We start from the raw sequence: 25,828 nt of genomic DNA, 5'->3' as shown, positions 1-25,828 counted from the left end.
AACCACTCGCTCGGAACAACACACTCATAACTGTGAAAGCCGAATTGATCCGGCAAGTCCGGAACAGACGCTTGCCGCTCTGGCGGTACGAGGCCCGGCGGGCCGGTTGGACAGTGTTCGCCGCACCGTTGACCGCCCTGCTGGTCGGGGTGGCACTGGCCCTGCTCGCCGCCAACGGCGGGTCGTCCAGGGCCCAGGTCGGCCGGATGCTGCTCGCCGGGCCGGAGGTCATGCTGCCGCTCGCCGTCGGCATGGCCGCGGTCAGCATGGTGGCCCGGGACGGCTGTCGGGAGCTGCAGCTGTCCCTGCCGACCCGGTACGCCGTCACCCTCGGCCGCAGGCTCGGCGCCCTGGCCCTGGCCGGTGCGGTCTGCACCCTGCTCTTCTCGGCGGTTCTGGGTCTGACCGGGTGGTGGACCGGGCCGGGCCCGCTGGCGTCGACGCTGGTCTGGTTGCCGCCGACGGTCTGGCTCACCGGGCTGGCGGTGCTGGTCGGGATGCTCGGCCGCAGTGTCGTGCTGGCCACCACGGTGGTCGCCACGGTGTGGCTGGGCGAACTGCTCTTCGCCGCCTCGATCGGGGCCCTTGACTGGGCGCGGCCGTTCTTCCTGTTCACCACCGTCCGGTTCGGGGTCGACGCGGACTGGTGGTCCAACCGGCTGGCGTTGACCGGCTCCGGACTGCTGATCTTCGCGGTGGTGGCCCTGCTGCTTCGCCGGCCCCACCGGCTGCTGACCGAGGAGGAGGTGTGACCGGCGTGTCCGAACTGCTCGCGGTGAGCCGGTACGAGTTCCGGATGCAGGCCCGCAAACGGTCGCTCTGGTTGGTCACACTGCTGCTCGGCGGCCTCTTCGTCGCCATGCAGGGCGACCAGGGGCCACGCTACCTGCCGGCGGACACCCCGCCCGCCGAGGTGATGACCACCTGGGCGGTGCTGTTCGGGATCGTGGTCCCGCTCGGCTTCGGCATGGTGCTGGCCGACCGGCTCGTCCGGGACCGGCGGCTCCGGACCGCCGCGCTGCTGGAGAGCCTGCCGGTCGGCCCGGGCCGGCTTCTCGCCGGAAAGTACCTCGGCGGACTCGCCGCCTCCGCCCTGCCGGTGTTCCTGCTGATGCTGGTGGCCGGCGGATACGAGAGCGTGTCCCGCGGCGATCCACTGCTGCTCGGCTGGGCGGTGCTGGCGTTCGCCGTGGTGATGCTGCCCGGGCTGGTATTTGTCGCCGGGTTCGCCCTGGTCTGCCCGCTGGTCCTCTCCGCGCCGCTGTTCCGGGTGCTCTTCGTCGGCTACTGGTTCTGGGGCAACATGCTGGGTTCGGAGATCCTCCCGTCGCTGACCGGCACCCTGCTCACCCCGATCGGCGGCTATCCGGCGAGCTGGCTGACCGGGGAGTGGCAGATGTACGCCGGGATGCCCGGTTGGCTGTCCTTCCTCCGACCGGAGCCGGACGGCATCGCCGCGCTCTCCAGCGTGCTCCTGCTGGTCCTGTTCGGTCTGCTGCCGGTGCTGGTGGCCGGCATCGTGCTCGGTCGCCGTCGTCGTACCGCCGTTTAGAAGGGTCTGTCTCGACATGGACATCCAGATCAGTCAGTTGGGTCGGCGGTTCGGCAGGGTCACCGCGCTGCACTCGGTCGACCTCACCATCCCCGGCGGCATGTACGGGCTGCTCGGTGCGAACGGCGCCGGCAAGACCACCCTGATGCGGATCCTGGCCGGCGTACTGCCGCCGGGTTCGGGACAGGTCCGGGTCGGCGGGCACGACCTGAGCACCGGGGCCGGCCGGCTCGCCGTGCAACGACGGCTCGGCTACCTGCCGCAGGACCTCGGTCTCTACCCCGACCTGACACCGAGGGAGTTCCTCGACTACGTCGGCCTGCTCAAGGGGCTGGACGACACCCGGGCCCGCCGGTCCCAGGTCGACGAACTGCTGGAACTCGTCGCGCTCGGCGACGTGGCCGGTCGACGGATGAAGGGCTTCTCCGGCGGGATGCGCCGCCGGGTCGGCATCGCGCAGGCACTGCTCGGCGACCCCGCCCTGATCGTGGTCGACGAACCGACCGCCGGCCTCGACCCGGAGGAACGGGTCCGGTTCCGGACCCTGCTGGCCGGGCTGGGCGGGCACCGTACCGTGCTGCTCAGCACGCACATCGTCGAGGACGTGGCGCAGACCTGCCAGCACGCCGCGGTGATGGCCGCCGGCCGGGTCGTCTACACCGGTACCGTCGCCGACCTGGTGCGGGTCGGGGAGGGCGCCACCTGGGAGGTGGTGACCGGAGTCGGCGCGCCGCCGCCGGCCGGGGTGGTGGTGTCGGCGGTCAGCCGGACCGACGGCACCCACTACCGGGTGGTCAGTCCGACCCGGCCCGGCGCCGACGCCCAGCCGACCGCACCCTCTCTCGAGGACGGTTACGTCGCCCTGATGCAGCGCGGCGTCGCGGCCCCGTCGGCTGACACACCGGCCCGGTAGGTCGTCCGGGTCGGGCGGGAACGAGGACGCCGAGCACCGAGCCGCCCGTACCGCGAGGTCCACCCCGTCGAGGGCGGTGCCGTCGCCGAACCGCTTGACCAGGCCGGAAGCCTTTATCGCCAGCTCGCCGGCCGGACGGGACACGGTGGTCCCGCCGGTCGGCGGCCCGGGGCGTTCCGGTCACTTCGATACGATCCGCCCGAGAGTGGCGTTTTGCATTGCGACTGAAATGCAAAACTCGGGCCGGGTACGTGTCAATGCGACTGCACTGTGAAAGCATGGGTGGGATGCCGAAGAAAGTGGATCACCAGGCGCGGCGGGCGCTGATCGCCGAGGCGCTGCTGCGGATCGCGGCCGACCGTGGGCTGGAGGAGGTGAGCCTGCGGCACGTCGCCGCCGAGGCCGGCGTCTCCTCCGGCATGGTGCAGCACTATTTCCGCACGAAGGACGAGATGATGGCCTTCGCCATGGAGGTGGTCCGGGACAACGCCCAGGCCCGGATCGCCGCCGCCGAACAGGCCCTCGGCGAGTCCGCGTCCCCCCGGGCCCGACTGCGTGCCCTGCTCGTCGCGCTGCTCCCCCTCGACCAGCAACAACAACTCGACGGCCGGGTGGCCCTCGCCTTCCTCGCCTACGCGGCGGTACGCCCGGCGGTCGCCGCCGCCCTCGGCCGGGACAACAACCTCATGCACCAGTGGATCGCCGAGCAGGTACGCGTCATCCGGGCCGCCGGCCCGCCACCGCCGACCGGAACCGACCCGCTGCACGCGGCGACCGCGCTACTGGCCACCGTGGAGGGACTCGGCACCTACATCGTCAGCGGACAGTACCCGTCCAAGGCCGCGCTTGCGGTGCTCGACGCCCAACTAAACGTCCTGCTCGGTCCCGCACCCGTCGACTCGGCAAGCTGACCCGGCGCGCCGGATGTCCGATGCGGGACCTGACCCCCGGCGTCCGCGTCGAAGGGTTTGATTGCCTGAACGACCTCAAGGAGGTTCGGGTGGAGCCCGACAGCGCGGGTTCCGGAGGATCACCCGCAGTGCCGGCAAACCCGGAACAGGGCGCTGGCTGTCGCCGTTTGTGTCCCCCGCCGAGGGGAAGGCGATGGGCGATAGTGGCGCGGAGCCGCCCGCGCCGCATCTCGGGGAGGTCGACATGGGTGATCGAGAACAGTTGCACGAGCTTCGCCAGCAGGCCCACAACTCGGGCATCGAGGGCAACTCCAAGATGACCGAGGAGCAACTGCGCGAGGCGCTACGCAAGGTCGGCAAGGGCGAACAGCCCCAGATGGCCAAGCAGAAGGCGAAGCGGTGACACCGCGGGCGGTGCCGGCCACCAGGATGCCGGCGCCGCCCGCTGGTGCTCAACTGATGGTGGCCAGCAGGTCTCGGCAGGCCCGCTCGCACGCGTCGCAGGGTCCGAGGGGCGCACTTGACAGCGGTCGGTGACGACGGACTACCCTCGTCGGTAGCGCGTGGGGATCGCGCCGAGACTCGCCGGAAGGCTTGAAGCCACCCCTCGCTTCCGATGTGAGCGACGGATGCCGAAGCTCTGATCCGCCCGTGCGAGTCCGGGCGTAGAGCGAGGTGCTCCGTGAAGACCCTGCCCGACAATCCTCACCTCGACCACCTGCGTCAGCAGGCCAAGGAACTCCTGTCCGGACTGCGCGACGTCGATCCGACGGCGTCGCTGGCCGACGCGCAGACCTCACTGGCCAACCAGTACGGCTTCCGTACCTGGACCGAGTTGAAGGCGGAGGTCGACCGTCAGCGCGGCCGGGCCGACGTCGCCGACCCGGCACTCGCGCGTGCCGTCGCGGACCGCTACGGACTGGGCGAGGTGGTCGCGGAGATGCGGGCGGTGGCCCGCCCCGACGACACCGGCCGCAGGTGGTCGCTGGAGACCGACCGGGGCCGCTGGGCGGTCCGGACCATGGACACCTGGTGGCCCATCGTCGACGCCGAGACCGACGTCGCGCTGCAGGAGGCCGTCGCCGCCGCCGGCGTACTGCTCCCGGCCCCGGTGCGCAGTCGGTCCGGACGGGTCGTGGAGACCATCGGCGGGCACACCTGGCGGGTCCACGAGTGGCTGCACTCCGGACCGCCGCTGTCCGCCCCGGCGAGTTCGACGGTCACCCGCGAGGTGGGCGCGATCCTCGCCACGATCCACAACCTCGCGCTGCCGGTGGACCGGATCAGTCCCTGGCACCGGATGCGGCTCACCGAGGCGGGGTGGCCGGAACTCGCGGCGACCGCGACGGCCCGGTCCGCCCGCTGGGCGCCCCTGCTCACCGAGGCGGTGCCCACCCTGGTGGATCTGGAACTGATCGGAGCGGACGCCCCGGCACCACCGGCGCCGGTGCTGTGCCACAACACGCTGGGCCCGGCGAGCGTACGGCGCGGTGCGAACGGTCGACTCATCGTCACCGGCTGGGAACACGCCGGGGGCCAGCCACCGAGCTGGGAACTCGCCAACGGACTACTGGACTGGACCGTCGAGCCCGGTGGCGGGGTGAACACCGTCGGCGCGCGGGCCCTGGTCGACGGGTACCGGGACATCGCCGGCACCCTTCCCGACCTGGACCTGACGATGTTCCGCGGTGCGGTCACCAGCCTCGCGAACTACGTGTCCGGGCAGGTCCGGTACGCCCTGGCGGCCCGCGACCCGGAAGATCGACGGTACGCGGACCGCAGCGTGACCCACCTGCTGTCCCACCTGCCGACGCGGTCCACCCTGGAGCGACTTCTCGACGTCGCCGTCATGACCCGCTCGTGACCCCGATCTGACCGCCAACACGTCCGCACCTTCCGACCCGGGTCCGGGCGGTGGACGATCCTGTTCACCGCCCGGTCGGTCGCCTCACCACCCCGGGTAGCGCCGGTACCAGTGCGGATCGGGTCCGTCGTCGTACTCGTCACCGGACGGGGACTCGAGTCGCTCGGTGAGCAGGTCCCGGGCCAGGGTGTCGGCCACCCAGGCCAGCTCCAGCCGGGCGATCCGGTTGGCCGGCAGCAGGTCGGCGCCGAACGCCGTACCGAGGAGCGCGCCGGCGACCCGGGCCGCGTGCCCGCCCTGCCCGACCGAGGCGGCGAGCAGCAGCGCGTCGAAGATCCCGTGCGGATCCCGCAGCGAGCTGGCGACGTAGACACCGCCGGCCAGTGCGGAGACCGCCCGGTCGTCGGGTACGAGCCGGGCCAGTTCGGCGGGGTCGGCCGGCCGGGACGCGGCAGCGCTCAACGCCTGCTCCAGGGCCTGACCGGCCGCGCTGTCGGCCTGCTCCGCACAGGCTTCCAAGGCCGCGCGTACCGCTGCCGGGATGTCCACCGGCGACTCCGGTCTCCGCGCCGGTCGTGGGCTCTCGGCCGGGTCCCGCGTCTGCTCCGGTTCCACGGTGAGCTGGAAGACGATGGTGGCGGCGAGGCGGGCCGCCTCGATGACCTCCGGTCCGTGGGTGAGCGCTGCGACGTCGGCGGCGAACTCGCCGCGCCAGGCGGGTTCGCGCAGGCACATCACCCCGACCGGCAGGCCGAGGATGAGCCCGTACGCGTCGGTGCTGGTGCCGACCGGCTTCTTGACGGTGCCCATCTCCCCGCCCTGGAGGGCGGCGGCGATGGCGGGTGCGGTGCCCCGTCCGTGGCCGAGAATGGAGAGGTCCGCCAGCCACCCGTCCGGCCACTCCCGATCCCGCCACCGCTTGATGTCCTTGACGCCCTGCAGCGCACCCCAGCGGTGGTACGTGTGCCAGACGACGCCCGGCAGTCCGGAGATTCCCCGATGGCTGCCCCGGACACTGAACCGGATCAGACCCTCGACGGTGAAACAGACGAGTTGACCGGCGCTGGTCGCCGGCACCGCGCCACTGATCGGGACGCCCCCGCCGGTCCCGCCCAGTGCGTCACCGAGGACGAGGCCGAGCACACAGCCCCGGGTCTTCGACAGCAGGGTTGTCCGCTTCTTCAGATCCATGCCCCGGAGCATAGGAACGGGTACGGAGCGTACGCTGCCCCTCGTCTCCCGGTGGATGTCGGCCGCCCGGCGCGCCGCCGGCGTACCGACCCGGTCCGCGCGGCACGTTCCGGTCAGGTGGTCGGCCGGGCGTCAGCGCTGGTAGGACCAGTCGAGCATCCGGTCGCCGTCGTACGGCATGACGCCGTGGAACGGTCGCGGGTCGGCGTCGAAGACCATCGGCAGCCAGAGGTTGTCGCTGTCCCACATCGGTCGGCTGGCCATCTCGTCGATCGGTACCCACTCGACCGTGCCCTCGTCGTTGTCGCTGAGCGGCGTACCGACGAAGTTGTCCGCGCGGAAGACGAAACACAGCAGGTCGAGCCGTCGAGGTCCGAAGCCGGTCCAGAGCATCGTGCCGCGTAACGCCAGATCGGTCGTGACCAGCCCGGATTCCTCGTACACCTCGCGCCGGGCACCGGTGAGTACGTCCTCGCCGGGCTCCACGTGGCCACCGAGGCTGAGGTACTTGCCGTGGTGGACGTCCTGTGGTCGCTTGTTCCGATGTATCAGCAGCACCTGCGTCCGGTCGGGGGAGAGGACGTACACGGCGGTCTGCAGAACCGGGGCGATCATTTGGGCAGTATGACAAGTGCCCGTCCGGTCGGCCGGGGCCTCGGTCGCCCTCAGATGTGCTGCTCCGCCGGAAAACCGGTCCACCGTAGCTCGGGTGGCAGGTGCGCCATGTCGTTGAAGATCACCAGCGCCGGTGGTCGGTCGGCACGGTAGAGGATCGTGGTCAGGGCGCAGTTGCCCTGGTTGAGGCCGAGCCAGCGCCAGCCGGGGGCGCCGAGGGCGTGTCGGACGAACCAGCCGATCTGGAAGTTGTGGGTGACGACCAGTTCATGGGTGTCGACCTCGGCCGGTACCGCATACCGCTCGATCGCCGCGTCGGCCAGTCGGGCTCCGGCCGAGTACTCGTCGGCGGTCACGCCGTGGAGGAACCGGGCGTAGACCTCGGGAAGCGCCTGCGGGTCGGGCACCGGCGGAATGTGGTCGTCCACCAGTTCCGATACCTGTACGGGTACGCCGGGCAGGTTGTCGCTGATCAGCTGGGTGGTTCGGACCGCGCGGGGGAGCGGGCTGTGGTGGATCGCGGCGATCGGCAGGTCGGCCAGTCGGCGACCCGTCAACCTGGCCTGCCGCTCGCCCCGCTCGGTGAGGGTGCCGTCGGCGGTCGCCTCGCCGTGCCGGACCAGATGCAGGAACCGGTTCGCCACACTGCCTCCTCGCGCCTCACCCAGCACCTATTGATCTTGCCATCCTCGCTGGCGGCGGGATTGTCGTACGCGAGTGTCACACTGAGGCATCCCCTCACTACAGGAGTCTCGATGCCTCGAGTGAGTTCGTACCGACGACGGGACGGCACCCGGGTCAGGGGCCACTACCGCACCCGACGGCCCGCTGGGGCCCGTCCTCGGCGGACGAACGCCCGACGTCGCCCGGCGGCCCGGGCCACCCCCGACCGGTCCGGTTGGTGGCTCGCCGGCGGACTGGCCCTCCTGGTGGCACTCTGGCAGGTCACCGAGTTCGTCCGGCGGCACCCGATCTGGTCGGTCGTGATCGTGGTGGGGCTGCTGGCCGTCGGCGGGGCCGTGCTGACCCTGGTCCTGCGGGCCCGTGACCGCCGGAACGCGGCGGAGAACGCCCGGGCGCTGCACATCGAGGTCACCGACACGATGACCGGTCCGCAGTTCGAGCAGTGGGTGGCCGCACTGCTGACCCGCTCCGGATTCTCCGGGGTGACGGTCTGCGGCAGAGCCGGCGACCGAGGCGCGGACATCGTCGCGACCACGCCCGACGATCGGCGGATCGTGGTGCAGTGCAAGCGGCACGGCCCGACGAACCGGGTGGGCAGCGCCGCGATCCAGCGGTTCGCCGGCACCTGTCGCAGCATCCACCGGGGTGACATCTGCGCGATCGTGACGAACGGTTCCTTCACCGCGGGCGACGGACTCCGGCTGGCCCGGGAACTCGACATCGTCCTGCTCGACCGGACGGCCCTGGCGCACTGGGCGTACACCGGGATCCCGCCCGCCTCGTTGCGGCGAGGCTGAGCAGGTCCCGGTCGCGACGCCGGATCGGTCGACCGACCCGGCGTCGCGCCCGGCGGACCCGGGTCAGGACCGCTTCGGGACGTAGTGCAGGGCGAGGACGCCGCACTCGAACGGCTGCGCCTTGACGAGGTCGAGCCGCTGGTAGTCACCGGAGTTGCCGAACACCGGCATGCCGGTCCCGATCGCGGTCGGGTTGACGAACAGGTGGAGTTCGTCGAGCAGACCGTTGGCGATCAGACTCGACACGAGCGTGCCGCCTCCGTACGTGATGATGTCCCCGCCCGGCTCGGCCTTGAGCTTCGTCACGATCTCGGTCAGATCGCCGCCGGCGACCTCCGCGTTCTCCCACGGCGACTCGGTGAGACCGTTCGAGATCACGACCTTGCGGGTGTTGTTCATGAAGTCGATGGCCTCCTGGGGTTCGCCGGGCGGGCCGGCGGCCCAGGCCGGGATGAATCCCTCGGCGAGCTTGCGCCCCAGGACGATGCAGTCGACCGGTTCGGTGAGGGCCGCGATGTAGGAACTGACGTCGTCGGTCCACGGGAACCGCATCCAGTCCATCTCGCCGTTCGGGCCGGCCATGTAGCCGTCGACGGTGGTCTGGACCTGGAGTTTGAATGTGCGCATGAAGTGTGCCTCCTGAGAGTACAAACGATGTCGGATTCTGGTGGTTCCGCCGGCGGTCGGTGCCGGACGCCTTTCGACAGGATCGGTCAGAGCGGCACGGCCGGCTCGATCAGGGTGGTGATGTGCATCGCGGCGGCCAGCGCGTCCCGGTCGCCGGTGCGGGTGTAGACCTCGGCGGCGGTGTCGGTGAACTTGATGACGTGCTCGTCACCGTGCCGGACCGCGTGGTCGACCACCTCGGCGGCCGCGTCCGGCCCGTCCGGGACAGCCGGGCCCCGGGGCGCTGGCCGGCCGGGAGGTGGCGCGTAGCCGGCGACGATCGCGGCGGTGGTGGCCCACACCGTGCTCAGACTGGGTGCCCACAACTCGGTCGGCAGCGCCGGCAGCGTGTGCAGCACCGCGTTCGGTGCGGTCGCGGTGTGCACCAGCAGGACAGGGCTGGCATGGCCGAGGGTCAGGTAGCGGACGGTGGCGGCGGTGACCAACTCGGTCAGTCGCGTACGGGCCTGCTCGGGGTCCGCGGCCGGCCGTAATCCCGCGACCGTCTCCGGCCACCCCGGTAGTGCCGCGAGTCGCCCGAGCCGCTCGGCGACCCGGCCACGCTGCATCGGGAGCCGGGGCAAGGCGTCGAGTGCCGCGTCCGCGTCGAGGCTTCCGGCAGGACGGACGGTCAACGGCAGCCCCTGGTAGCGGGCGGCCCAGAAGGCGAGTCCGTGGGCGAGCTCACCCAGCGTCTCCGGACCGTCCGCGCCGGCGAGCAGCGCGCGTACCGCGTGTCCCACCCGGATCACACCGTGCGTGGTACCGGCCAGGATGCCCGGCAACAGGCGCGGCCACCAGGTGGCCAGCACGTCCCGCCAGGGCGCCTGTCGGAGCTGTTCGGTGAAGTAGCCGGTCCAGTCGCCGACCCGACGACCGTCGCCGAGCGCCTGCGCCCAGTCGCGGTCGTCGATCCGGGTGACCGTGCCGGGCAGGTCGTCGAGCCGACGCAGGTAGCCGTCCACCCAACGGTCCACCCGCGCCGCGTATCCACGCCGGACCAGGACCTCCACCGCCATCGGGCCGTGGTTGGTCAACTGGTCCTCGCTCCACTCCGGCCCGTACCGGTGCAGCCTCGTGTATGCCTCGTTGAGCACTCCGCCGCGCATGTCGTACCTCCCGCCCGATCCGTACGCGGACCATCATGCGGGCGGGTCCGCCGCCAGACATCCGTGGTGTACACGGATTTCTCGTACGGATTCCGTTCGGCGAGGATGTCCGGGTGGCAGGCGACGACATGCCGGCGGTGTCCAGGCGGGAGGCGGACGTGCTGGCCGCGCTGGGCGAACGGCTGACCAACGCGGAGATCGCGGAGAGGTTCTTCATCTCGGTACGTACCGTGGAGAGTCACGTCTCCTCGCTGCTGCGGAAGTTCGCGGTCACCGACCGGTTGGCGCTGGCCCGCATCGCCGCGCGGCAGAGTCGGCCGCCAGCGGCCCTGCCCGGGCTACCCGCGCCACGGACCAGCTTCATCGGGCGGGCCCACGAACGGGACGCCATCCTCGCCGCGCTGCACACCGCCCGCCTGGTGACGCTGGTCGGCCCCGGCGGCGTGGGCAAGACCCGGCTGGCGGTCGAGGTCACCGCCGCCCACTACTCCGGACGCGGCGGCTTCGTCGACCTGGTGGCCGTCCAGCCGGGCTTCGTCGCCCAGGCCGTGGCCACCCGGCTGGCGGTACGCGAAGGGCCCCAGCAGCCGCTCATCGACACCATCGTCGAGCACCTCGGACCCCAGCGGGCGTTGCTCGTCCTGGACAACTGCGAGCATCTGATCGACCCGGTGGCGCACTTCGTCGACCGGGTGCTGGCCGCGTGCCCCGCGACAACCGTGCTCGCCACCAGTCGGCAACGGCTCGGCCTGCCCGGTGAGCGGACCGTGGCGATCGGTCCGTTACCGCTCGCCTCCGACGCCGAGCGGCTCTTCCACGACCGGGCACTCGCGGTGGCGCCGGGACTCGCCGCCGAACCTGCCGTCGTCGCTGACATCTGCGCCCGACTCGACGGTATCCCGCTGGCGATCGAGCTGGCCGCCGCGCGTACCGCGTCCCTGGGCCTCGACACTCTCCGCGCCGCCCTCGGCAGCGGTCTGCGCGTACTCGACGGCGGCCGTGGCTACGACCACCGGCACCACTCGCTGCGGGCGGTGCTGGACTGGAGCCACCGCCTCCTGGACCCGGCCGAGCAGGCCCTGTTCCGGCAGCTGTCGGTGTTCAGCGGGCGGTTCGACCTGACCGCCGCCGTCGCCGTGGCCGTGGCCGGCGAGCGGTCCGATGGCGACGGCGCCGCGTTCGCCGAACCGGGATCGGCCGACGGCACCGGGCCGCTGGCCGTCGATGACACCGGGTCGCCGACCGTGGACGGCACCGCGCCGTCGATCGGGGACGCGGCCGGGCCGGTCGCCGACCTGCTGGGCCGGCTGGCTGACCGCAGTCTCGTCGTCCACCACCCGGGGGCCACCAGCCGGTGGCGGATGCTGGAGACGATCCGCGCCTACGCCGCCGCGAAGCTGGCCGCGAGCGGCGAACAGGCCGACCTACGCCACCGCCACCTGCGGTGGGCAGCCCAGACCGCCAGCGCGCTCGCCGACCGGATCGGTCACGCCGACGACCCGTGGAGCGACCGGTTCGACGCCGTCGCCGACGACCTCCGGGCGGCGCTGGCCGCCGCGCCGCCCGGCCCCGGGGCGGTGGCGTACCAACTGGCCCGATCGCTCGGGCAGCTCAGCTACGCCCGTCGGTTCCTGCGGGAGTCCATCACGCACTTCAGGGACGCCGCGACCCACGCACCCGACCCGGCCAGCGCGGCGGCCGAGCTGCTCACCGCCTCCGACGCGGTCTACGCGATCGGGCATGCCAGCGAAGCCTTCGACCTGCTCCTGCAAGCCGCCGAAGGCGCGCGGCGGGCCGACGACGGTCGCGTTCGGACGATCGCCCTCGCCCGCGCCGTGGTCACGGCCACCCGGTTCCCGTCCGGCTTCACCCACCAGGTGCCGGCCGACCGGGTACGCCAGCTGCTGGACGAGGCCACGGCCAGTGGCGACAGCGCGGATCCCCTGGTCGCCGCCCACCTCGCCGCCGCCCGGGCCTGGAGCGCGGGCCATGGTCCGGCCGATCCCGAACCTTCACTGGCCGAACACGCGGCGCGGCTCGCACAGCTCACCGGTGACCCGGTACTGATCAGCGGTGGACTCGACCTGACCGGAAGTTCGGCGGCCGCGCACGGGCGGCTGCGCCAGGCCCACCACATCGCCCGCCAACGGCTCGACCTGCTGGCCCTGATGCCTCGGCACCGGCCCGGCTACGCCGCCGAGATCCTCGACATCTTCCACGTCGCCTGGCACGCCGCGTTCTCCGCCGGGGACCTTCCCGCCGCACTGACCACCGCCGAGATGATCCTCAACGACGAGGTGCTCGGCGCCCACCCCTACCGGGCCACCAGCAAACTCGTCCCCACCCTGGTCATGCTCGGTCGGCTGGACGAGGCTGTCGACCACGCGGCGGTCATGTGGGAGGGCTGGCAGGCCGCCGGCTGCCCGACAGCGGCATGGATGTCGCCGGCGGTCTCCGCCGTTGCCCTCGCCCACGGACTACGCGGTGACCTGGACGCCCACCGTCGCTGGCGGGACCGGGCCGTCCAGGCCACCGGTGTGAGCAATCCAGCACTGCTGCGCAACAACGCCTCCTTCGCCGCCTTCGTCGACGCCCGCGTCGCGGTGCACACCGGTCGGACCGCCGAGGCGGCCGCGCTCGTCGCCCGTGCCTTCGCCGATGTCACCGCAGGCCGGCACGAGACCTACGCCCGAGCCGCCGCCGCCGAACTCGCGGTGCTCGCCGAACTGCCGGACGCCGCCGACCTGCTGAACCGAGCCGACGAGGCCGGTACGGAGAACGAGTGGGCCGCCGCCTGCCTGGCCCGTACCCGGGGCCGGCTGTACGACGACCGGGACTCGCTGATGACCGCCGTACGGGGCTGGGAACGCATCGGGGCCCGGCTGGAGCGTGCCGTCACCCTGCTGCTGCTGCCCGATCGTGCCGCCGAGGGGCGGACCGAACTCGACAACATCCGCACATCGGGGTGACTCCGGCGGGGCACCGTACGGCCGGCCGGCCCGCAGAGGGTCGGTCGCCGGTCGGAGGCGTCGGTCGGCCACGACGAGCAGGGCGACCGACGCCACCGCCGACGCCGGCCGGGATCAGCAGGGCCTGACCGTCCACACCGGATACCAGTCGACCTCGTAGATGGTGTTGCCGTTCGGCGGGTACGTCCTGATCGGGCCACCGCCGGACCCGTAGGTCCGCACCGCGGCGCTGCCGGTCTGGTTGTTCTTCATCGCCCCCAGGTCGTACCAGTTCGACAACGTGTACGCGCCGCACCGGTACAGGTGGAAGACCTTCCACTGACCGACCGTGTCGTCCCAGACGGCCAGGCAGGCCCGACCGAGCGGACAGGGGTAGTCCGCGAAGTCGTACCGGCCGACGTGCGTGACCCGCTCGGCGGCCGGTGAGATACCCGGCGACGCGGCCATGACGGTCGAGTCCGCCACCGGGGGCGCCGGGGCCGCCTGTGCCGGGGCGCCGGCCAGGGCACAAAGCAGCATGCCCACCGCGACGCCGACTGTTCCGACGATCGTGCGTCCACGTCTCATTGCCTACCTCCGCAGCTGCTCGGATTCCGATGTCAACGCGACGGTATCGAGACGTGTTGTCATCTCCCTTTCAGTAGGGTTTCACCGACCACGGCTCTGCCGGTCGACCGAAACCCTCGTGCCCGGCATCCGTATCCCCGCCGTCGCCCGCCTCGGTTGGCGGACCGGGGCGTCGCGCGGCGGCTAGAGAGTCCTGAGTCGCTCCCGGGCCGCCGGGGACGCCTTCGCCAGGGAGCCGGCGTCGAAGGGCGGTTGCGGGTCGTACTCGATCAGGAGCTGGATGGCCTCGGCGGTGAGCTGGTCGGCGAGTAGCGCGACCAGGGTGAGTGCCATGTCGAGGCCGGCGGAGACACCGGCCGCGGTGATCAGTTTGCCGTCCACGACCACCCGCTCCGGGGTGTAGGTCGCGCCGTATGTCGCGAGTTGTCCGGTCCGGGCCCAGTGGGTGGTGGCGGTGCGTCCGGTCAGCAGCCCGGCGGCGCCGAGCAGCAGCGAACCGGTACAGACCGAGGTGGTCCAGCGGGTGCCCTCGTGCGTCCTGCGGAGCCAGTCCAGCAGCGGCCCGTCGGCCGGGTAGTCGCGGGCACCGGGCCCGCCGGGCACCACCAGCACGTCACACGCGGTGATGTCGGCCAGCGCCGCGTCGGCGGTGAGTGCGAGCCGGCCGGCGCCGTCCCGGACCGGCCCCGCCTCGGCGGCCGCGAGCACCACCTCGGCCCCGGGCAGGTGCGTGAGTACGTCGTACGGGCCGACCGCGTCCAGGGCAGTGAACCGCTCGAACAGCGGAATGACGATGCGCATCAGAGTTCTCCTCGGTCGGCGAAGTGTTGCCGGTAGCGGCCGGGCGTGACCCCGACGGTCCGTTTGAAGCAGCGGTGCATCGTCTCGACGGTGCCGAAGCCGCAGCGGCGGGCGATCGTCTCGCCGGTGCCGTCGGTGCTCTCCAGCAGTCGTCGGGCGGCCTCGACGCGGGCGGCCTCGACGTACGCGGCGGGGGTCTGGCCGGTCTGCGCGGCGAAGACCCGGGTGAAGTGCCGCTCGCTGATGCCGGCCCGGGCGGCGAGCACCGGCACGCTGAGATCCTCGGCGAGGTGTTCGGCGATCCAGGTCTGCACGTCGCGGAGCACGGTACGGGTCGGACGTTGCGCGGCGAGCTGGGTGCTGAACTGGGCCTGCCCGCCGGGGCGTTGCACGAACATGACGAGTCGCCGGGCGATGGTCCGGGACGTCTCGGCGCCCCGGTCCGCCTCCACCAGGGCGAGCGCCAGGTCGATGCCGGCGGTGACGCCGGCCGAGGTCCAGACCGCACCGTCACTGACGAAGATCGGGTCGGACTCGACGGTGACCGCCGGATACCGTTCGGCGAGTTCCGCGCAGCTCGCCCAGTGGGTGACCGCGCGCCGGCCGTCGAGCAGCCCCGCCTCGGCCAGCAGGAACGCACCGCTGCAGACGGCGGCGGTCCGGCGGGACCGGGCGGCGGCCGCGCCCAGCCAGTCGATCAGCCGACGGTCGGCGCACGCCTGCGTCCGCCCCGGGCCGCCGACCGTGACCAGGGTGTCGATCGGACCACCGTCGTCCGTGTCGATCCCGCTGGTCGGGGTGATCGTCAGACCGCCACTGGACCGGACCGGATCCCCGGTTGACGCGACGATCTCCAGCCGGTAGCCGGACGCCATTCGGTCAGCCTGCGCGAAGACCTCGTGCGGGCCGGTCAGGTCGAGGATCTGGAACCCGGGGAAGATCACGAAGACGATCCGGCGGCTGGTCATGTCCCCATCGTTTCCCCGGAATCGAGGTGGCGACAACGACAGTACTTTGACGATTTCCGCCATCGGCGGCCCCGGGCGGCGGCGGAGGGCCGGCGAGGACTCCGTCCCGGCGGTACGTCGCCCGTGCGGGCGGGGTATCCGGGAGATCTCAGGGCGACGACGGAGGTCGGGCGGCCGGCCGCTCTCCCAGACTGTCGGTATGTCGATCAATCCTGACCCCGTTCCGGCCGGTCCGCCGGTCGACCGCCGTGCCGCGCTCCTGACCGGGGCCGCCGCCCTGGCCACGGTGTCGCTGGTCGGCGTACTGCTCGGCGACGACGTCCCACCGCTGGACGCCTGGCTGCTACACCACCTGTACGCCGGGCCGGGTGCGGCCACGGCGGCGGTGGCCACCGCGATCAGCGGCGCGGGCACCCTGGCGGCGCTGGCTCTGCTGCTGGTCGTCACCGGTCGGCTGCTCTGGCGGGAGCGGCGGCGGGCGGTCGGGTCGATCGCCCGGCACCTTGTGCTGCTGGCCGGTTCGGCGACCACCCTGCTGCTGCAGGTCGTCTTCCAACGACCCGGCCCGCCGGTGGCGGCAGCCGACTGGACGTATCCGAGCGGACACGCCGTCGTGGTGACCGCCGCCGCGCTCACCGCCGTGCTGCTCGCCTGGCCGCTAAGTACGCGGTGGCGTCGACCGGTGCTGACGATCGGGGTCGGTGCGGTCCTGCTGGTGTCGGCCAGCCGGGTGCTGCTGGGCGAGCACTACCTCATCGACGTGGTGGCCGCCGTCACCGCGACCGCCGGCGTCGGGCTGCTGCTCGCCACCGTGCTCCGACTCTGGCCGGCCCGGCGCCCACCGGCGGTCCCGGCTGCCGCCGGTCAAGGTGACAGCTGAGCTCGTCGAGGTTCGCGGCCGCCGGGGGAGGTCCGGGCCGTGGCCGGCCGACGGTTATCCGCGCGCCGGGTCGGAGCCCGGCTGAACCTTCCGCCCGGTGGGAGGTGACGGCCGGGCGTGCTGGCGCTCGCCACCGTCGGGTCAGCTCTGGCCGGGCTCGTCCACGTCACGCCGGAGCAGGTCCTCCGGGGACTCCCGGCGTACCAGGGTGTTGACCCGGCCGTCCCGGACGGCCAGCAGCGGCGGACGGCTGACCAGGTGGTAGTTGGACGCCCGGCTGTGGTGGTAGGCACCGGTGCCGGCCACCGCGAGCAGGTCGCCGGGTCGGATGTCGGACGGCAACGCCAGGGTCGGTACGACCACGTCGTCGACGTCGTTGTGCCGCCCGACCACGCAGGTCGGCACCGACGGGGCGGAGGTCGGACGGCCGACGAGCACCGCGCTGTGCCGGGCCCCGCAGAGCGCGCCGGACGGGCAGTCGGTCATCCCGCCGTCGACCGCGACGAGGCCGCGTCCCTCCTGGTCACGGGTCACCGACACGACGTGGTAGAGGGTGACCCCGGCCCGTGACACGATCGCCCGGCCGGGCGAGACGGTCAGCCGGGGCACCGGCAGGTCGTGGCGTTCCGCGACCAGGCGCAGCACGCCCCGGATCCGTCCGGCGAACGCGGCCAGGGCCAGACTGGGATCGCCGCCCGAGTAGGCGACGGCGTGTCCGCCGCCGAGGTTCATCTCGGTCGTCGAGACACCGTGCCGGGCCCGCATCGCGGCCAGGAAGTCCAGCACCACGTGCAGTTCGTGTTCGTACCGGTTGAACCGGCTGACCTGGTGGCCGACCGAGCAGTCCAGCCCGACCAGATTCAGCCGGGGCTGGGCGACGATCCGGGCCACCGCCGCCGCCGCGTCCCCGGAGGCGATCCGTAACCCGAAGCGGCGGTCGACGCCGTCGGCCGGATCCGTCGCACCGATCACCCGCAGCAGCACCCGTTGGCCGGGCGGGGCGGTCGCGGCCAGTCGGGTGATCTCACCGATCGACTCGACGACGATGGCGCCGACCCCGGCCGCGTACGCTGCCGTCAGGTCCTCAGGGGTCTTGGCGCTGCCATACAGCACGATCCGGTCGGCGGGAAAACCGGCCGCCAGCGCCACCCGCAGTTCCCCGGCCGAGCCGACGTAGAGGCGCAGCCCCTCCTCGGCCACCCAGCGGGCGAGACCCCGGGTGAGCAGGGCCTTCGCGGTGTACGCAACGTTGTCGCGGCCGAACGCGGCCAGGTAGTCACGGCAGTGCGTCCGTACGTCGGTCTCGTCGAGCAGGTACGTCGGCGTGCCGTACCGGGCCGCCACCTCGGCCAGCCCGACGCCACCGACGAACAGGTCGCCGTGCGCGCCCCAGGACGCGGTTGCCGGCCAGACCTCCTCGAGTGGTGCCCGCAGCGAGGTGCGCAGGGAGGGAAGGATCTCCGCCAGGGTCATCGGACGCCTCCAGCAGGACGGACGGATGTTCTCACCCGACGACGGTCGCCCCGACGGTGGCCGGTCCGCCAGGGGCCTTGACGCCGCCGATACGGCGGCCGCCCGCTTCCGCACGCCGCAGATACGTCCGGCCGCTTTCCCCCACGCCGGCGCTACCGCAGTCGCCCGCTTCTCGTGCCGCCGACACGGCCGGGGAGTCGGGGCGGGGGTGTCGTCGCGACGTGCGGAAACGGGTGCTTCGCGTAGGCAACGCGTCAAGGTCGGTTGGCGGCCGCCCGATCCCGCGTTGACCTGGTCCGAGGCGGCGCGGCGGACCAGTGGACCGCCCTGCCCGTGAGCCGGCCGGCGCCGACCGGCGTTGTCGGCCGTCCGAGCGAGGTGAGGAAGATGACCAGTTCCGACTCCGGTCCGGAGTCCGACCGGGCGTGGCGTACGCCGACCGGGATCAGCGTTGCGGTCGGCTCCGTGCTTGTCGTGCTGGCCGCGTGCGTGGCGGCGGCCCTGTTCCCGCCCCGGGACCTGGCGCCACGACTGGTGGTGATGGCCGTGGCGGCCGGCGTGTTCGCGGCCCGGGTCGCGGACCTGTGGGCCGTGTCCTGGGTCGGCGGGCTGTCGGTGCTGGTCTTCACCGGGTTCCTCGCCAACCGGTACGGCGAGCTGACCACCCGGGAAGGCGACCTCTGGTGGTACGGGCTGGCCGTCGTTGTCGCCACGGCGCTCGGGATCGCCTACCGCCGAATCCGGGCCTGGATTGCCGCCCGCTCAACCGCCCGACGTCCCGGTCGTCAACGCGCACCGCGGCGCGGCGGCCTAACCGAAGAGGCGCAGCAGGAAGATCTGCTCCGGGGTCAGCCGCAGCGCTGACCGTACGTCGGCCTCCGGGTAGATTTGGGCGGCGTTGATGTCGGCTCGCCGGAGGCTTGTCGCGGTGCCGACCGTGACCCCTCTGCCGGCCAGGGTTTCCAGGAGGCGCTGGCGGTCGAGGAGGTACACGGCGGAGATGCGCCACCTGTGGTGGCGGACCGCGCCGGGCGGCCGTGGTGGCCCGGCGAGCACCAGGTAGAGGTCGCAGTCGTGCGGGCTGATGTCGAGGCCGTCGTGGAGATTGCCGTACGTCTTGACGTTGACGGTCCGGCCCGCCAGCGGTCCGGACCGGAACGTCCCGTCGTGGCCGGCCTGGATGGCCGTGCCGGCCAGTTTGATGTCGAAGATCCGCGCCGCGATGAACTCGCCGACGTCACCCTGCCGGGCCGAGCGGCCGGTCATTGCGGCGATCTTCGCGTCCACCTCGTCGCGCTGCCGCAGCAGTGCGGCCAGTTCCACCAACTCGGTGCTCATCTACGTTCGTCTCCTTCGGCGTGGCTGAACGCAGTCTGGGCCGGTCCACCGTTTCTCGCTAACTTGCCGGGATGACATCCGCACGGGTCAGCATCGCGGCCTTCTGGGACGCCCACACGACGACGTGGCTCGACGGCGAGGACCCGTTGCCGGAACCGTTGGCGGATTGGTTCGACTCGTACGCCGGGGCCGGCGCGGGCGCGGTCACCCGGGACGGTCTGGCCGAGCCGTACCACGGCGACCTGCTCGGGAAGCCCCGGATGGTGGTGCTCGGTTTGAATCCGGGTCGCTTCCAGCGGAAGTTCCAGGCGCGCGACGGTCTCTTCGCGGCGGAGATCCGCCGGTACGGCTCGTACCGCGAGTGGGCAGCCACTTTCCCGTACAACCGGGACCCCTGGACGGCGACGATGGGGCCCAACCGGTACTACCGGGCACGGTTGCGCTTCACCCGGAACTGGCTCGGCGACCCAAAGGCTGCCGAGCCTGACCTGCTGATCTTCGAGTGCTACCCGTGGCACTCCACCTCGCTCACCGCGCCGCTGCGGCCACCCCGAGAGGCGATCGAAAAGTACGTCTGGCAGCCGATCGCCGAACTGCCGGTGGAGCAGGTCTTCGCGTTCGGCAAGCCGTGGCACGACCTTGCCCAGGCACTTGACCTGCCGTTGGAGGCGGAGTTGGGCGCGGGCGGGTCGAAATACGGCTCGAAGGTGCGGAGTCGGGCGGTGCGGGTCTATCGGCTGCCGTCTGGACAGTCCCTGGTCGTGGAGTGGCACAGCGGCAGTGCCGGCCCGCCGAGCGCGAAGGAAACCGTACTCCTGCGCAGCGCGCTCACCGGAGGGGCGCCGACCGAGGTCGTCGCGCCGGACCCGGAGTCGTCCGTCAACGGACCTGAGCCGGAGAGCGACGCGACCGACGGGCTGTCGACCTGAGGCGTTGCCGTCCACCAGCACCAGGTCGCCGGGGCGCGGTCGCCTCGCCGGCTACCAGCGGCCGGTGTTGCCCCGGGACCGCTGCTCCGGGTCGCACCGCCGGCCGTGGCAGGCCCGCCCGGCACCTGCCACCGCAGCCCTGTTCGGCGGTACGACAGCAGGGCAGCCCAGGAAAGATCGGGACGTGTGCACCCGCCCCGACCAGCCTTCTCTTCCTTGTTGCCACGCAAGGGAGAAAGGTCTTCCAGCAACTTAGCTGTCCCAGTCATCTGAGTCAAACGATGAGTTGTCGGAGTATGGCTTTCCGTGATCAAATTGGCGTGCCACGCAGGGAGAGCCATGCCGATCACGCCTGACTACATCCGCATCGCCGACGAGATCGTTGCCGACGTCCGAGCTGGGAAGCTCAAGCCGGGGGAGAAGTTGCCCTCGATCACCCAGCTCGCTGCGAAGTACAACGTGAGTCCGTCCACGGTGAAGCAGGTCTACGTCCGGCTGGAGGCGCTCCGGGTGATCTGGCGTCACCAGGGCAAGGGCATCTTCGTGAATGATCCCCGCCTGTGGATGCGGGAGCCCTGAGTACGGTCAGCATCGCCACGGATGCCTGGTCGTACGGAGTCGGGGCAGGAGCGTCCTGTTTGTTCGACCGGACACGCGGCCCGGTCTGCCTGGCAAGTGCCCGTTCGGACGGTGTCGAGTTGATCGACAGGTGTGCACACTGCTCGACGTGAAGGCGTTCGTAGGGGTGACCGACCCCGACTGGTACCGCTTCCTCGCCGCGCGGCCTGTCCTGAACGAGGTCAACTTCTGGCGACCGTCGGGCGGAACGTTCCGGGTCCTGACCCCGGGGGAGCCGTTCTTCTTCAAGACGCACTACCCACACAACCAGGTGGTCGGCGGCGGCTTCTTCAGCGGGTTCGCCCAGTTGCCGATTTCCGAGGCGTGGCAGTTGTTCGGCGAGGCGAACGGCGTGGCGAGTCTTGACGAGATGCGCCGGAGTGTCGGGCGGTACCGCAGGGCGCCAATCACCTTGGACGAGGACCCGGTCATCGGTTGCGTCTTCGTCCGCGACACCCGGTTCTTCCCGGCCGACGCGCTGGCCGGCCCGCCACCGGACTTCGCCCCCAACATCGTGCAGGGCAAGAGCTACGACCTGGCTGTGCATCCCGCAGTCGACTACTTCCACCTGCTCGTCGAGCGGCTCGTCGACAGGCCGGTCGAGATCGACATGGCCGAGCCCTGGCATCGACCCGGCCCGGTGTACGGCGACCCCCGCCTCGCGCCCCAGCGGCTCGGTCAGCAGTCGTTCAAGGCGGTGGTGCTGGGGGCGTACGAGCGCCGCTGTGCCATCACCGGCAACCGGGTCCGGCCCGTGTTGCAGGCGGCCCACATCCGGCCACTCAGCAAGGGCGGTGAGCACCGCCTCGACAATGGTCTGCTGCTCCGGTCGGATGTGCACATCATGTTCGACCAGGGCTACCTGAGTGTCGACCCGAAACACCGCCTGCTGGTCAGCCCTCGACTCCGCAGTGAGTTCGGCAACGGCGACCAGTTCTACGCCAAGGCGGGAAGCGAGATCGCTCTCCCGGAGCGACGGACTGATCGACCGAGCCGCGAGTTCCTGGAATGGCACGCCGACACGGTGTTCAAAGCCGCGTGACCCGGATCCGCCCGGCGAAGGCGGCCAGGGCCAGACTGAAATCACCGCCCCCGCGTCATCCCGGTTCAGCGGGTCACCCCGGTTCGGTGCGTCGGCCAGCGAGGTAGTCGGGCCAGGTGATGCGGCCCCGTTCTCCGGTGTCGGTGGTCAGCGCACCGGAGCGGAACGCCCGACCGAGTCGGCCCGGCACGGGCAGTCGGAGCAGCGGTCGTCGGAGACCCCGGGCGGTCAGCCAGGCTCGGGCGCCGTCCGCGAGGCTCAGCACCTCCGGGCCGCCGTACTCCTCGATGGTCCGGCCGGCCGGTGCGGAGATCCGGCGTACCAGGTGGGCCGCGACGTCGTGGACGTCGACCGGTTGCCCGACGATTTTCGGGTCGACCGGCAGCACCGGGAACCGGGCGAGTCTGGTGAGCGCCTCGTCGAGCAGGTCGTGGAACTGGGTGACCCGCAGGATGGTCCACGGCACCGGCCCGTCCGCCACGATCGCCTCGGCGTCGAGTTTGACCCGGTAGTACGAGAACGGCACCCGGTCGATGCCGACGATCGAGACGTACACCAGATGGCGTACCCCGGCGGTGCCGGCGGCGTCGACCAGCCGGCGGGTGCCGTCGACGTCGACGTGACGGGTGTAACCGCGCTGGTACGGTGCCGAGGCGAGGTGGAGCACGGTGTCGACGTCCGCCAGCGCGGCGGCCAGGCCCTCGCCGGTGGCCAGGTCGGCCCGGACCCGCTCGACCACATCGTCGCCGCCCTTCGGGGTACGGCTCATCGCCCGGGTCGGCCGTCCGGCCCGGACCAGCTCCGGCGTGAGTACCTGGCCGAGCCGCCCGGTCGCCCCGGTCACCAGGATCGTCATCGTTTCCTCCCACCCGTGGTCCGTGGTGCCCAGTCGAGGGTGGCCCGTCCAGCCCGTCGGCGTGGCGGTTCCGCCGATCCACCCGTCGGGGTCGTGATCGTCTCCATGTCGGATGGACGGTGTGTCGCGCGGTGGTGTGACGCGTCGTCGCCGCCGTCGTGTTCGAGGCGGGCCGCCGCACCCCCGGCCTCGACACCCTCCGATCTGGTGATCACGACGACACGCCGACACGACATCTTGGGTGTGACTTTTGGGGCGGCCCTATATATGGTGTCTCACGCAGCTGGTTCGGTCGCCGCTCCACGGCGGCCGAGGCAAGAGGGAACCCGGTGTGAATCCGGGACTGCCCCGCAGCGGTGAGTGGGAACGACCGCCGTCACCACGCACTGGGTCGGCATCCGGTAGTCGCCGGATGCGCCTGGGAAGCGACGGCCAGTAGGTGAACACGGGACCTCCCGTGCCGGCCCACGAGTCCGAAGACCTGCCAGCGCGCCGCGTACCTGTCCGTACGCGGCGGTCCGAGGCCGCGCGGGACGGCCGACGCCACCGACGTACGTGTTCGCGCGTACCCGTCGGCGTCCCCGCGTGCCCGCCGGACCACCTGAAGGCGACGCGCGAGGAGAGAATTGTGACGCTCACCGAGGTCCTGCCGACCGGCCCGGAAGCGGGAGACAGCGAGGTACCCGCCTCCCGGCGCCCGCAGATGCGGGTTCGCAAGCGCAACGGCGACACCGAACCGGTGGACGTCAACAAGATCGTCCGGGCGGTGGAACGTTGGGCGGACGAGCTGACCGACGTCGACCCGCTGCGGGTGGCGACCCGGACCATCAGCGGCCTGTACGACGGGGCGACCACCGCCGAGCTGGACCGGCTCTCCATCCAGACCGCCGCCGAGATGATCGGCGAGGAGCCGCAGTACTCCCGGCTCGCGGCGCGACTACTGGCCGGCTACATCGACAAGGAGGTCCGGGGACAGGGCATCGCCTCGTTCAGCCAGGCGATCCGGCTCGGTCACGAGCACGGGCTGGTCGGTGACGAGACCGCCGAGTTCGTCCGGATCAACGCCCGGAAGCTCGACGACGCCGTCGACCCGGACGCCGACCGGCGGTTCGAGTACTTCGGACTCCGTACGGTCTACGACCGCTACCTGCTGCGTCACCCGACCAGCCGGCTCGTGGTGGAGACCCCGCAGTACTGGCTGCTGCGGGTCGCCTGCGGCCTGTCCCGTACGCCCGGCGAGGCGATCTCCTTCTACCGGCTGATGTCGTCGCTGGCGTACCTGCCCAGCTCGCCGACGCTGTTCAACTCCGGCACCCGGCACACCCAGATGTCCTCCTGCTACCTGGTCGACTCGCCGCGCGACGAACTCGGCTCGATTTACGACCGGTACGCCCAGGTCGCACACCTGTCGAAGTTCGCCGGCGGGATCGGCATCGCCTGGTCCCGGGTCCGGTCCCGGGGCGCGCTGATCCGGGGCACCAACGGCCAGTCCAACGGGATCGTGCCGTTCCTGCGTACCCTCGACGCGTCGGTGGCGGCGGTCAACCAGGGCGGTCGACGCAAGGGTGCGGCCTGCGTCTACCTGGAGCCGTGGCACCCGGACATCGAGGACTTCCTCCAGTTGCGGGACAACACCGGCGAGGACGCCCGGCGTACCCACAACCTCAACCTGGCCAACTGGATCCCGGACGAGTTCATGCGCCGGGTCGAGGCCGACGCGGTGTGGTCGCTCTTCGACCCGGACGAGGTGCCGGAGCTGCCCGACCTGTGGGGCGAGGAGTTCGACGCGGCGTACCGGGCGGCCGAGGAACAGGGCCGGTACGTCCGCCAGGTCCCGGCCCGGGAACTGTACGGCCGGATGATGCGGACCCTGGCCCAGACCGGCAACGGCTGGATGACCTTCAAGGACACCTCGAACCGGCTCTGCAACCAGACCGCGCAACCGGGCAACGTCGTGCACCTGTCGAACCTCTGTACCGAGATCATCGAGGTCTCCAACGACACCGAGACCGCCGTGTGCAACCTCGGCTCGATCAACCTGGCCGCGCACCTCGCCGGCGCCGCGGACGGTGGCGACGGGATCGACTGGGCCCGACTGCGGGACACCGTCCGGACCGCGGTGACCTTCCTGGACCGGGTCATCGACATCAACTACTACCCGAGCCCGCAGGCGGCGGCGAGCAACCCGCGCTGGCGTCCGGTCGGGCTCGGCATGATGGGCCTGCAGGACGTCTTCTTCGCGCTGCGGATGCCGTTCGACTCGGCGGAGGCGAAGGAGTTGTCGACCCGGGTCGCCGAGGAGGTCTACCTGACCGCGCTGGAGACCTCGGCCGGGCTCGCCGAGGAGTTCGGCGCGCACCCGGCGTACGCCGAGACCCGGGTCGCGGCCGGGCAGCTCCAGCCCGACCTGTGGGGGGTGACCGGCGTCCAGACCGAGCGGTGGGCGGCGCTGCGGGACCGGATCGCCGCGCACGGGCTGCGTAACTCGCTGCTGGTGGCGATCGCCCCGACCGCGACCATCGCCTCGATCGCCGGCTGCTACGAGTGCATCGAGCCGCAGGTCTCCAACCTGTTCAAGCGGGAGACCCTCAGCGGGGAGTTCCTGCAGATCAACACGGCGCTGGTCCGGGAACTGAAGGCCCAGGGGCTGTGGACCGAGGAGATCCGGACCGCGATCAAGCGCGCGGACGGCTCGGTGCAGGGCATCGAGGCGCTCCCGGCCGAGCTGCGGGAGCTGTACCGGACCGCCTGGGAGCTGCCGCAGCGGTCGCTGATCGACCTCGCGGCGGCCCGGGCCCCGTACGTGGACCAGTCGCAGTCGCTGAACCTGTTCATGGCGTCCCCGGAGATCGGCCGGCTCAGCTCGATGTACCTGTACGCCTGGAAGTCCGGCCTGAAGACCACGTACTACCTGCGGTCCCGGCCGGCGACCCGGATCCAGCAGGCGACCGTGTCACCGGTCCGGGCCGGCGCCGTCCGGGGACCGCTGGTCACCCTGCCTGTCGCGGGCGCGGACGACGCCGTCGACGCGGCGCTGGCCTGTTCGCTGGAGAACCCCGAGGCCTGCGAAGCCTGCCAGTGACCC

The 25,828-nt window shown here is 71.7% G+C and carries 25 protein-coding genes and 1 riboswitch; of the genes, 14 read left to right on the top strand and 11 right to left on the bottom strand.

The genetic code is table 11. The features are described from left to right. The first annotated feature begins 71 nt into the window (after nucleotides 1-71). The 6 genes from V1633_RS31820 (at nucleotide 72) to V1633_RS31795 (ending at nucleotide 5,240) form a co-directional block, all read left to right on the top strand. Nucleotides 72-752 carry a hypothetical protein gene (locus V1633_RS31820; RefSeq protein ID WP_331218016.1) on the top strand — a complete coding sequence of 227 codons (681 nt, stop codon included), beginning with the start codon at nucleotides 72-74 and terminating at the stop codon, nucleotides 750-752. Then, entirely contained in the window at nucleotides 749-1,552 is an 804-nt protein-coding gene (locus tag V1633_RS31815) for a hypothetical protein (protein WP_331218015.1), read from the top strand. The genes V1633_RS31820 and V1633_RS31815 overlap by 4 nt, the downstream gene beginning before the upstream one ends. A 16-nt stretch (nucleotides 1,553-1,568) precedes the next feature. Next, nucleotides 1,569-2,465 (top strand): ABC transporter ATP-binding protein, encoded by an 897-nt coding sequence (locus V1633_RS31810; protein WP_331218014.1) that lies wholly within the window; start codon nucleotides 1,569-1,571, stop codon nucleotides 2,463-2,465. Nucleotides 2,466-2,752: 287 nt separating this feature from the next. After that, nucleotides 2,753-3,376 (top strand): TetR/AcrR family transcriptional regulator, encoded by a 624-nt coding sequence (locus tag V1633_RS31805; protein WP_331218013.1) that lies wholly within the window; start codon nucleotides 2,753-2,755, stop codon nucleotides 3,374-3,376. 244 nt (nucleotides 3,377-3,620) lie between these two features. Continuing rightward, nucleotides 3,621-3,779, top strand: coding sequence for a hypothetical protein (locus V1633_RS31800; RefSeq protein WP_331218012.1), 159 nt, complete (start codon nucleotides 3,621-3,623; stop codon nucleotides 3,777-3,779). A gap of 279 nt (nucleotides 3,780-4,058) precedes the next feature. Next, a complete protein-coding gene (locus V1633_RS31795; protein ID WP_331218011.1) occupies nucleotides 4,059-5,240 on the top strand; it encodes a phosphotransferase in 1,182 nt (393 codons plus the stop codon). An 84-nt stretch (nucleotides 5,241-5,324) separates the two neighbouring features. On the opposite strand, the gene V1633_RS31790 is transcribed toward V1633_RS31795, so the two are convergent. The 3 genes from V1633_RS31790 to V1633_RS31780 all read right to left on the bottom strand — a co-directional run bounded on the left by V1633_RS31790 (nucleotide 5,325) and on the right by V1633_RS31780 (nucleotide 7,690). Further along, nucleotides 5,325-6,431, bottom strand: coding sequence for an ADP-ribosylglycohydrolase family protein (locus V1633_RS31790; protein WP_331218010.1), 1,107 nt, complete (start codon nucleotides 6,429-6,431; stop codon nucleotides 5,325-5,327). Nucleotides 6,432-6,563: 132 nt separating this feature from the next. Continuing rightward, on the bottom strand, nucleotides 6,564-7,046 hold the full coding sequence (locus tag V1633_RS31785; RefSeq protein ID WP_331218009.1) for an NUDIX hydrolase: 483 nt from the start codon (nucleotides 7,044-7,046) through the stop codon (nucleotides 6,564-6,566). A 50-nt stretch (nucleotides 7,047-7,096) separates the two neighbouring features. Next, a complete protein-coding gene (locus tag V1633_RS31780; protein ID WP_331218008.1) occupies nucleotides 7,097-7,690 on the bottom strand; it encodes a histidine phosphatase family protein in 594 nt (197 codons plus the stop codon). Nucleotides 7,691-7,801: 111 nt separating this feature from the next. On the opposite strand from V1633_RS31780, the gene V1633_RS31775 reads away from it, so the two are divergent. Continuing rightward, entirely contained in the window at nucleotides 7,802-8,527 is a 726-nt protein-coding gene (locus V1633_RS31775) for a restriction endonuclease (RefSeq protein WP_331218007.1), read from the top strand. Between the two features lie 63 nt (nucleotides 8,528-8,590). Here the strand turns inward: V1633_RS31775 and V1633_RS31770 are convergent, their stop codons facing one another. Both V1633_RS31770 and V1633_RS31765 read right to left on the bottom strand, forming a co-directional pair. Beyond that, entirely contained in the window at nucleotides 8,591-9,154 is a 564-nt protein-coding gene (locus tag V1633_RS31770; RefSeq protein WP_331218006.1) for a dihydrofolate reductase family protein, read from the bottom strand. Between the two features lie 86 nt (nucleotides 9,155-9,240). Continuing rightward, nucleotides 9,241-10,302 (bottom strand): hypothetical protein, encoded by a 1,062-nt coding sequence (locus tag V1633_RS31765; protein WP_331218005.1) that lies wholly within the window; start codon nucleotides 10,300-10,302, stop codon nucleotides 9,241-9,243. Nucleotides 10,303-10,415: 113 nt separating this feature from the next. Between V1633_RS31765 and V1633_RS31760 the strand changes: the two genes are divergently transcribed. After that, nucleotides 10,416-13,271, top strand: a complete 2,856-nt coding sequence (locus V1633_RS31760; RefSeq protein WP_331218004.1) for an ATP-binding protein — start codon at nucleotides 10,416-10,418, stop codon at nucleotides 13,269-13,271. A 114-nt stretch (nucleotides 13,272-13,385) separates the two neighbouring features. On the opposite strand, the gene V1633_RS31755 is transcribed toward V1633_RS31760, so the two are convergent. The 3 genes from V1633_RS31755 to V1633_RS31745 form a co-directional block, all read right to left on the bottom strand. Further along, nucleotides 13,386-13,838, bottom strand: a complete 453-nt coding sequence (locus tag V1633_RS31755) for a hypothetical protein (RefSeq protein ID WP_331218003.1) — start codon at nucleotides 13,836-13,838, stop codon at nucleotides 13,386-13,388. 183 nt (nucleotides 13,839-14,021) lie between these two features. Then, nucleotides 14,022-14,639 (bottom strand): DJ-1/PfpI family protein, encoded by a 618-nt coding sequence (locus V1633_RS31750; RefSeq protein WP_331218002.1) that lies wholly within the window; start codon nucleotides 14,637-14,639, stop codon nucleotides 14,022-14,024. Further along, the gene (locus V1633_RS31745) at nucleotides 14,639-15,607 is read right to left on the bottom strand and encodes a GlxA family transcriptional regulator (protein ID WP_331218001.1); all 969 of its coding nucleotides are present in this window, start codon (nucleotides 15,605-15,607) and stop codon (nucleotides 14,639-14,641) included. The genes V1633_RS31750 and V1633_RS31745 overlap by 1 nt, the downstream gene beginning before the upstream one ends. A 199-nt stretch (nucleotides 15,608-15,806) precedes the next feature. On the opposite strand from V1633_RS31745, the gene V1633_RS31740 reads away from it, so the two are divergent. Beyond that, nucleotides 15,807-16,487 (top strand): phosphatase PAP2 family protein, encoded by a 681-nt coding sequence (locus V1633_RS31740; RefSeq protein WP_331218000.1) that lies wholly within the window; start codon nucleotides 15,807-15,809, stop codon nucleotides 16,485-16,487. 141 nt (nucleotides 16,488-16,628) lie between these two features. Here the strand turns inward: V1633_RS31740 and V1633_RS31735 are convergent, their stop codons facing one another. Continuing rightward, nucleotides 16,629-17,960, bottom strand: a complete 1,332-nt coding sequence (locus V1633_RS31735; RefSeq protein WP_331217999.1) for a diaminopimelate decarboxylase family protein — start codon at nucleotides 17,958-17,960, stop codon at nucleotides 16,629-16,631. A gap of 387 nt (nucleotides 17,961-18,347) precedes the next feature. Between V1633_RS31735 and V1633_RS31730 the strand changes: the two genes are divergently transcribed. Next, the gene (locus V1633_RS31730; protein WP_331217998.1) at nucleotides 18,348-18,824 is read left to right on the top strand and encodes a hypothetical protein; all 477 of its coding nucleotides are present in this window, start codon (nucleotides 18,348-18,350) and stop codon (nucleotides 18,822-18,824) included. Here V1633_RS31730 and V1633_RS31725 read toward each other — a convergent pair. Continuing rightward, on the bottom strand, nucleotides 18,771-19,298 hold the full coding sequence (locus V1633_RS31725) for a hypothetical protein (RefSeq protein WP_331217997.1): 528 nt from the start codon (nucleotides 19,296-19,298) through the stop codon (nucleotides 18,771-18,773). The genes V1633_RS31730 and V1633_RS31725 overlap by 54 nt on opposite strands. A gap of 71 nt (nucleotides 19,299-19,369) precedes the next feature. Here V1633_RS31725 and brig1 point away from each other — a divergent pair, with 71 nt between their 5' ends. The 3 genes from brig1 (at nucleotide 19,370) to V1633_RS31710 (ending at nucleotide 21,887) form a co-directional block, all read left to right on the top strand. Continuing rightward, nucleotides 19,370-20,227: an anti-phage DNA glycosylase Brig1 gene (gene brig1, locus V1633_RS31720; protein WP_331217996.1), complete on the top strand. Its 858-nt coding sequence runs from the start codon at nucleotides 19,370-19,372 to the stop codon at nucleotides 20,225-20,227. 339 nt (nucleotides 20,228-20,566) lie between these two features. Beyond that, nucleotides 20,567-20,806, top strand: a complete 240-nt coding sequence (locus tag V1633_RS31715) for a winged helix-turn-helix domain-containing protein (RefSeq protein WP_331217995.1) — start codon at nucleotides 20,567-20,569, stop codon at nucleotides 20,804-20,806. 148 nt (nucleotides 20,807-20,954) lie between these two features. Then, nucleotides 20,955-21,887 carry an HNH endonuclease gene (locus V1633_RS31710; protein WP_331217994.1) on the top strand — a complete coding sequence of 311 codons (933 nt, stop codon included), beginning with the start codon at nucleotides 20,955-20,957 and terminating at the stop codon, nucleotides 21,885-21,887. 73 nt (nucleotides 21,888-21,960) lie between these two features. Here the strand turns inward: V1633_RS31710 and V1633_RS31705 are convergent, their stop codons facing one another. After that, nucleotides 21,961-22,743, bottom strand: a complete 783-nt coding sequence (locus tag V1633_RS31705) for an SDR family oxidoreductase (protein WP_331217993.1) — start codon at nucleotides 22,741-22,743, stop codon at nucleotides 21,961-21,963. Nucleotides 22,744-23,010: 267 nt separating this feature from the next. Further along, a riboswitch (cobalamin riboswitch) is annotated at nucleotides 23,011-23,246 on the top strand. A gap of 143 nt (nucleotides 23,247-23,389) precedes the next feature. Between V1633_RS31705 and V1633_RS31700 the strand changes: the two genes are divergently transcribed. Continuing rightward, nucleotides 23,390-25,825, top strand: coding sequence for a ribonucleoside-diphosphate reductase subunit alpha (locus V1633_RS31700; RefSeq protein ID WP_407952141.1), 2,436 nt, complete (start codon nucleotides 23,390-23,392; stop codon nucleotides 25,823-25,825). Nucleotides 25,826-25,828 lie beyond the last annotated feature (3 nt).

It is taken from the genome of Plantactinospora sonchi, from assembly GCF_036422035.1.
Lineage (GTDB): Bacteria > Actinomycetota > Actinomycetes > Mycobacteriales > Micromonosporaceae > Plantactinospora > Plantactinospora sonchi.
This window is presented reverse-complemented; position numbering and strand designations above follow the sequence as displayed.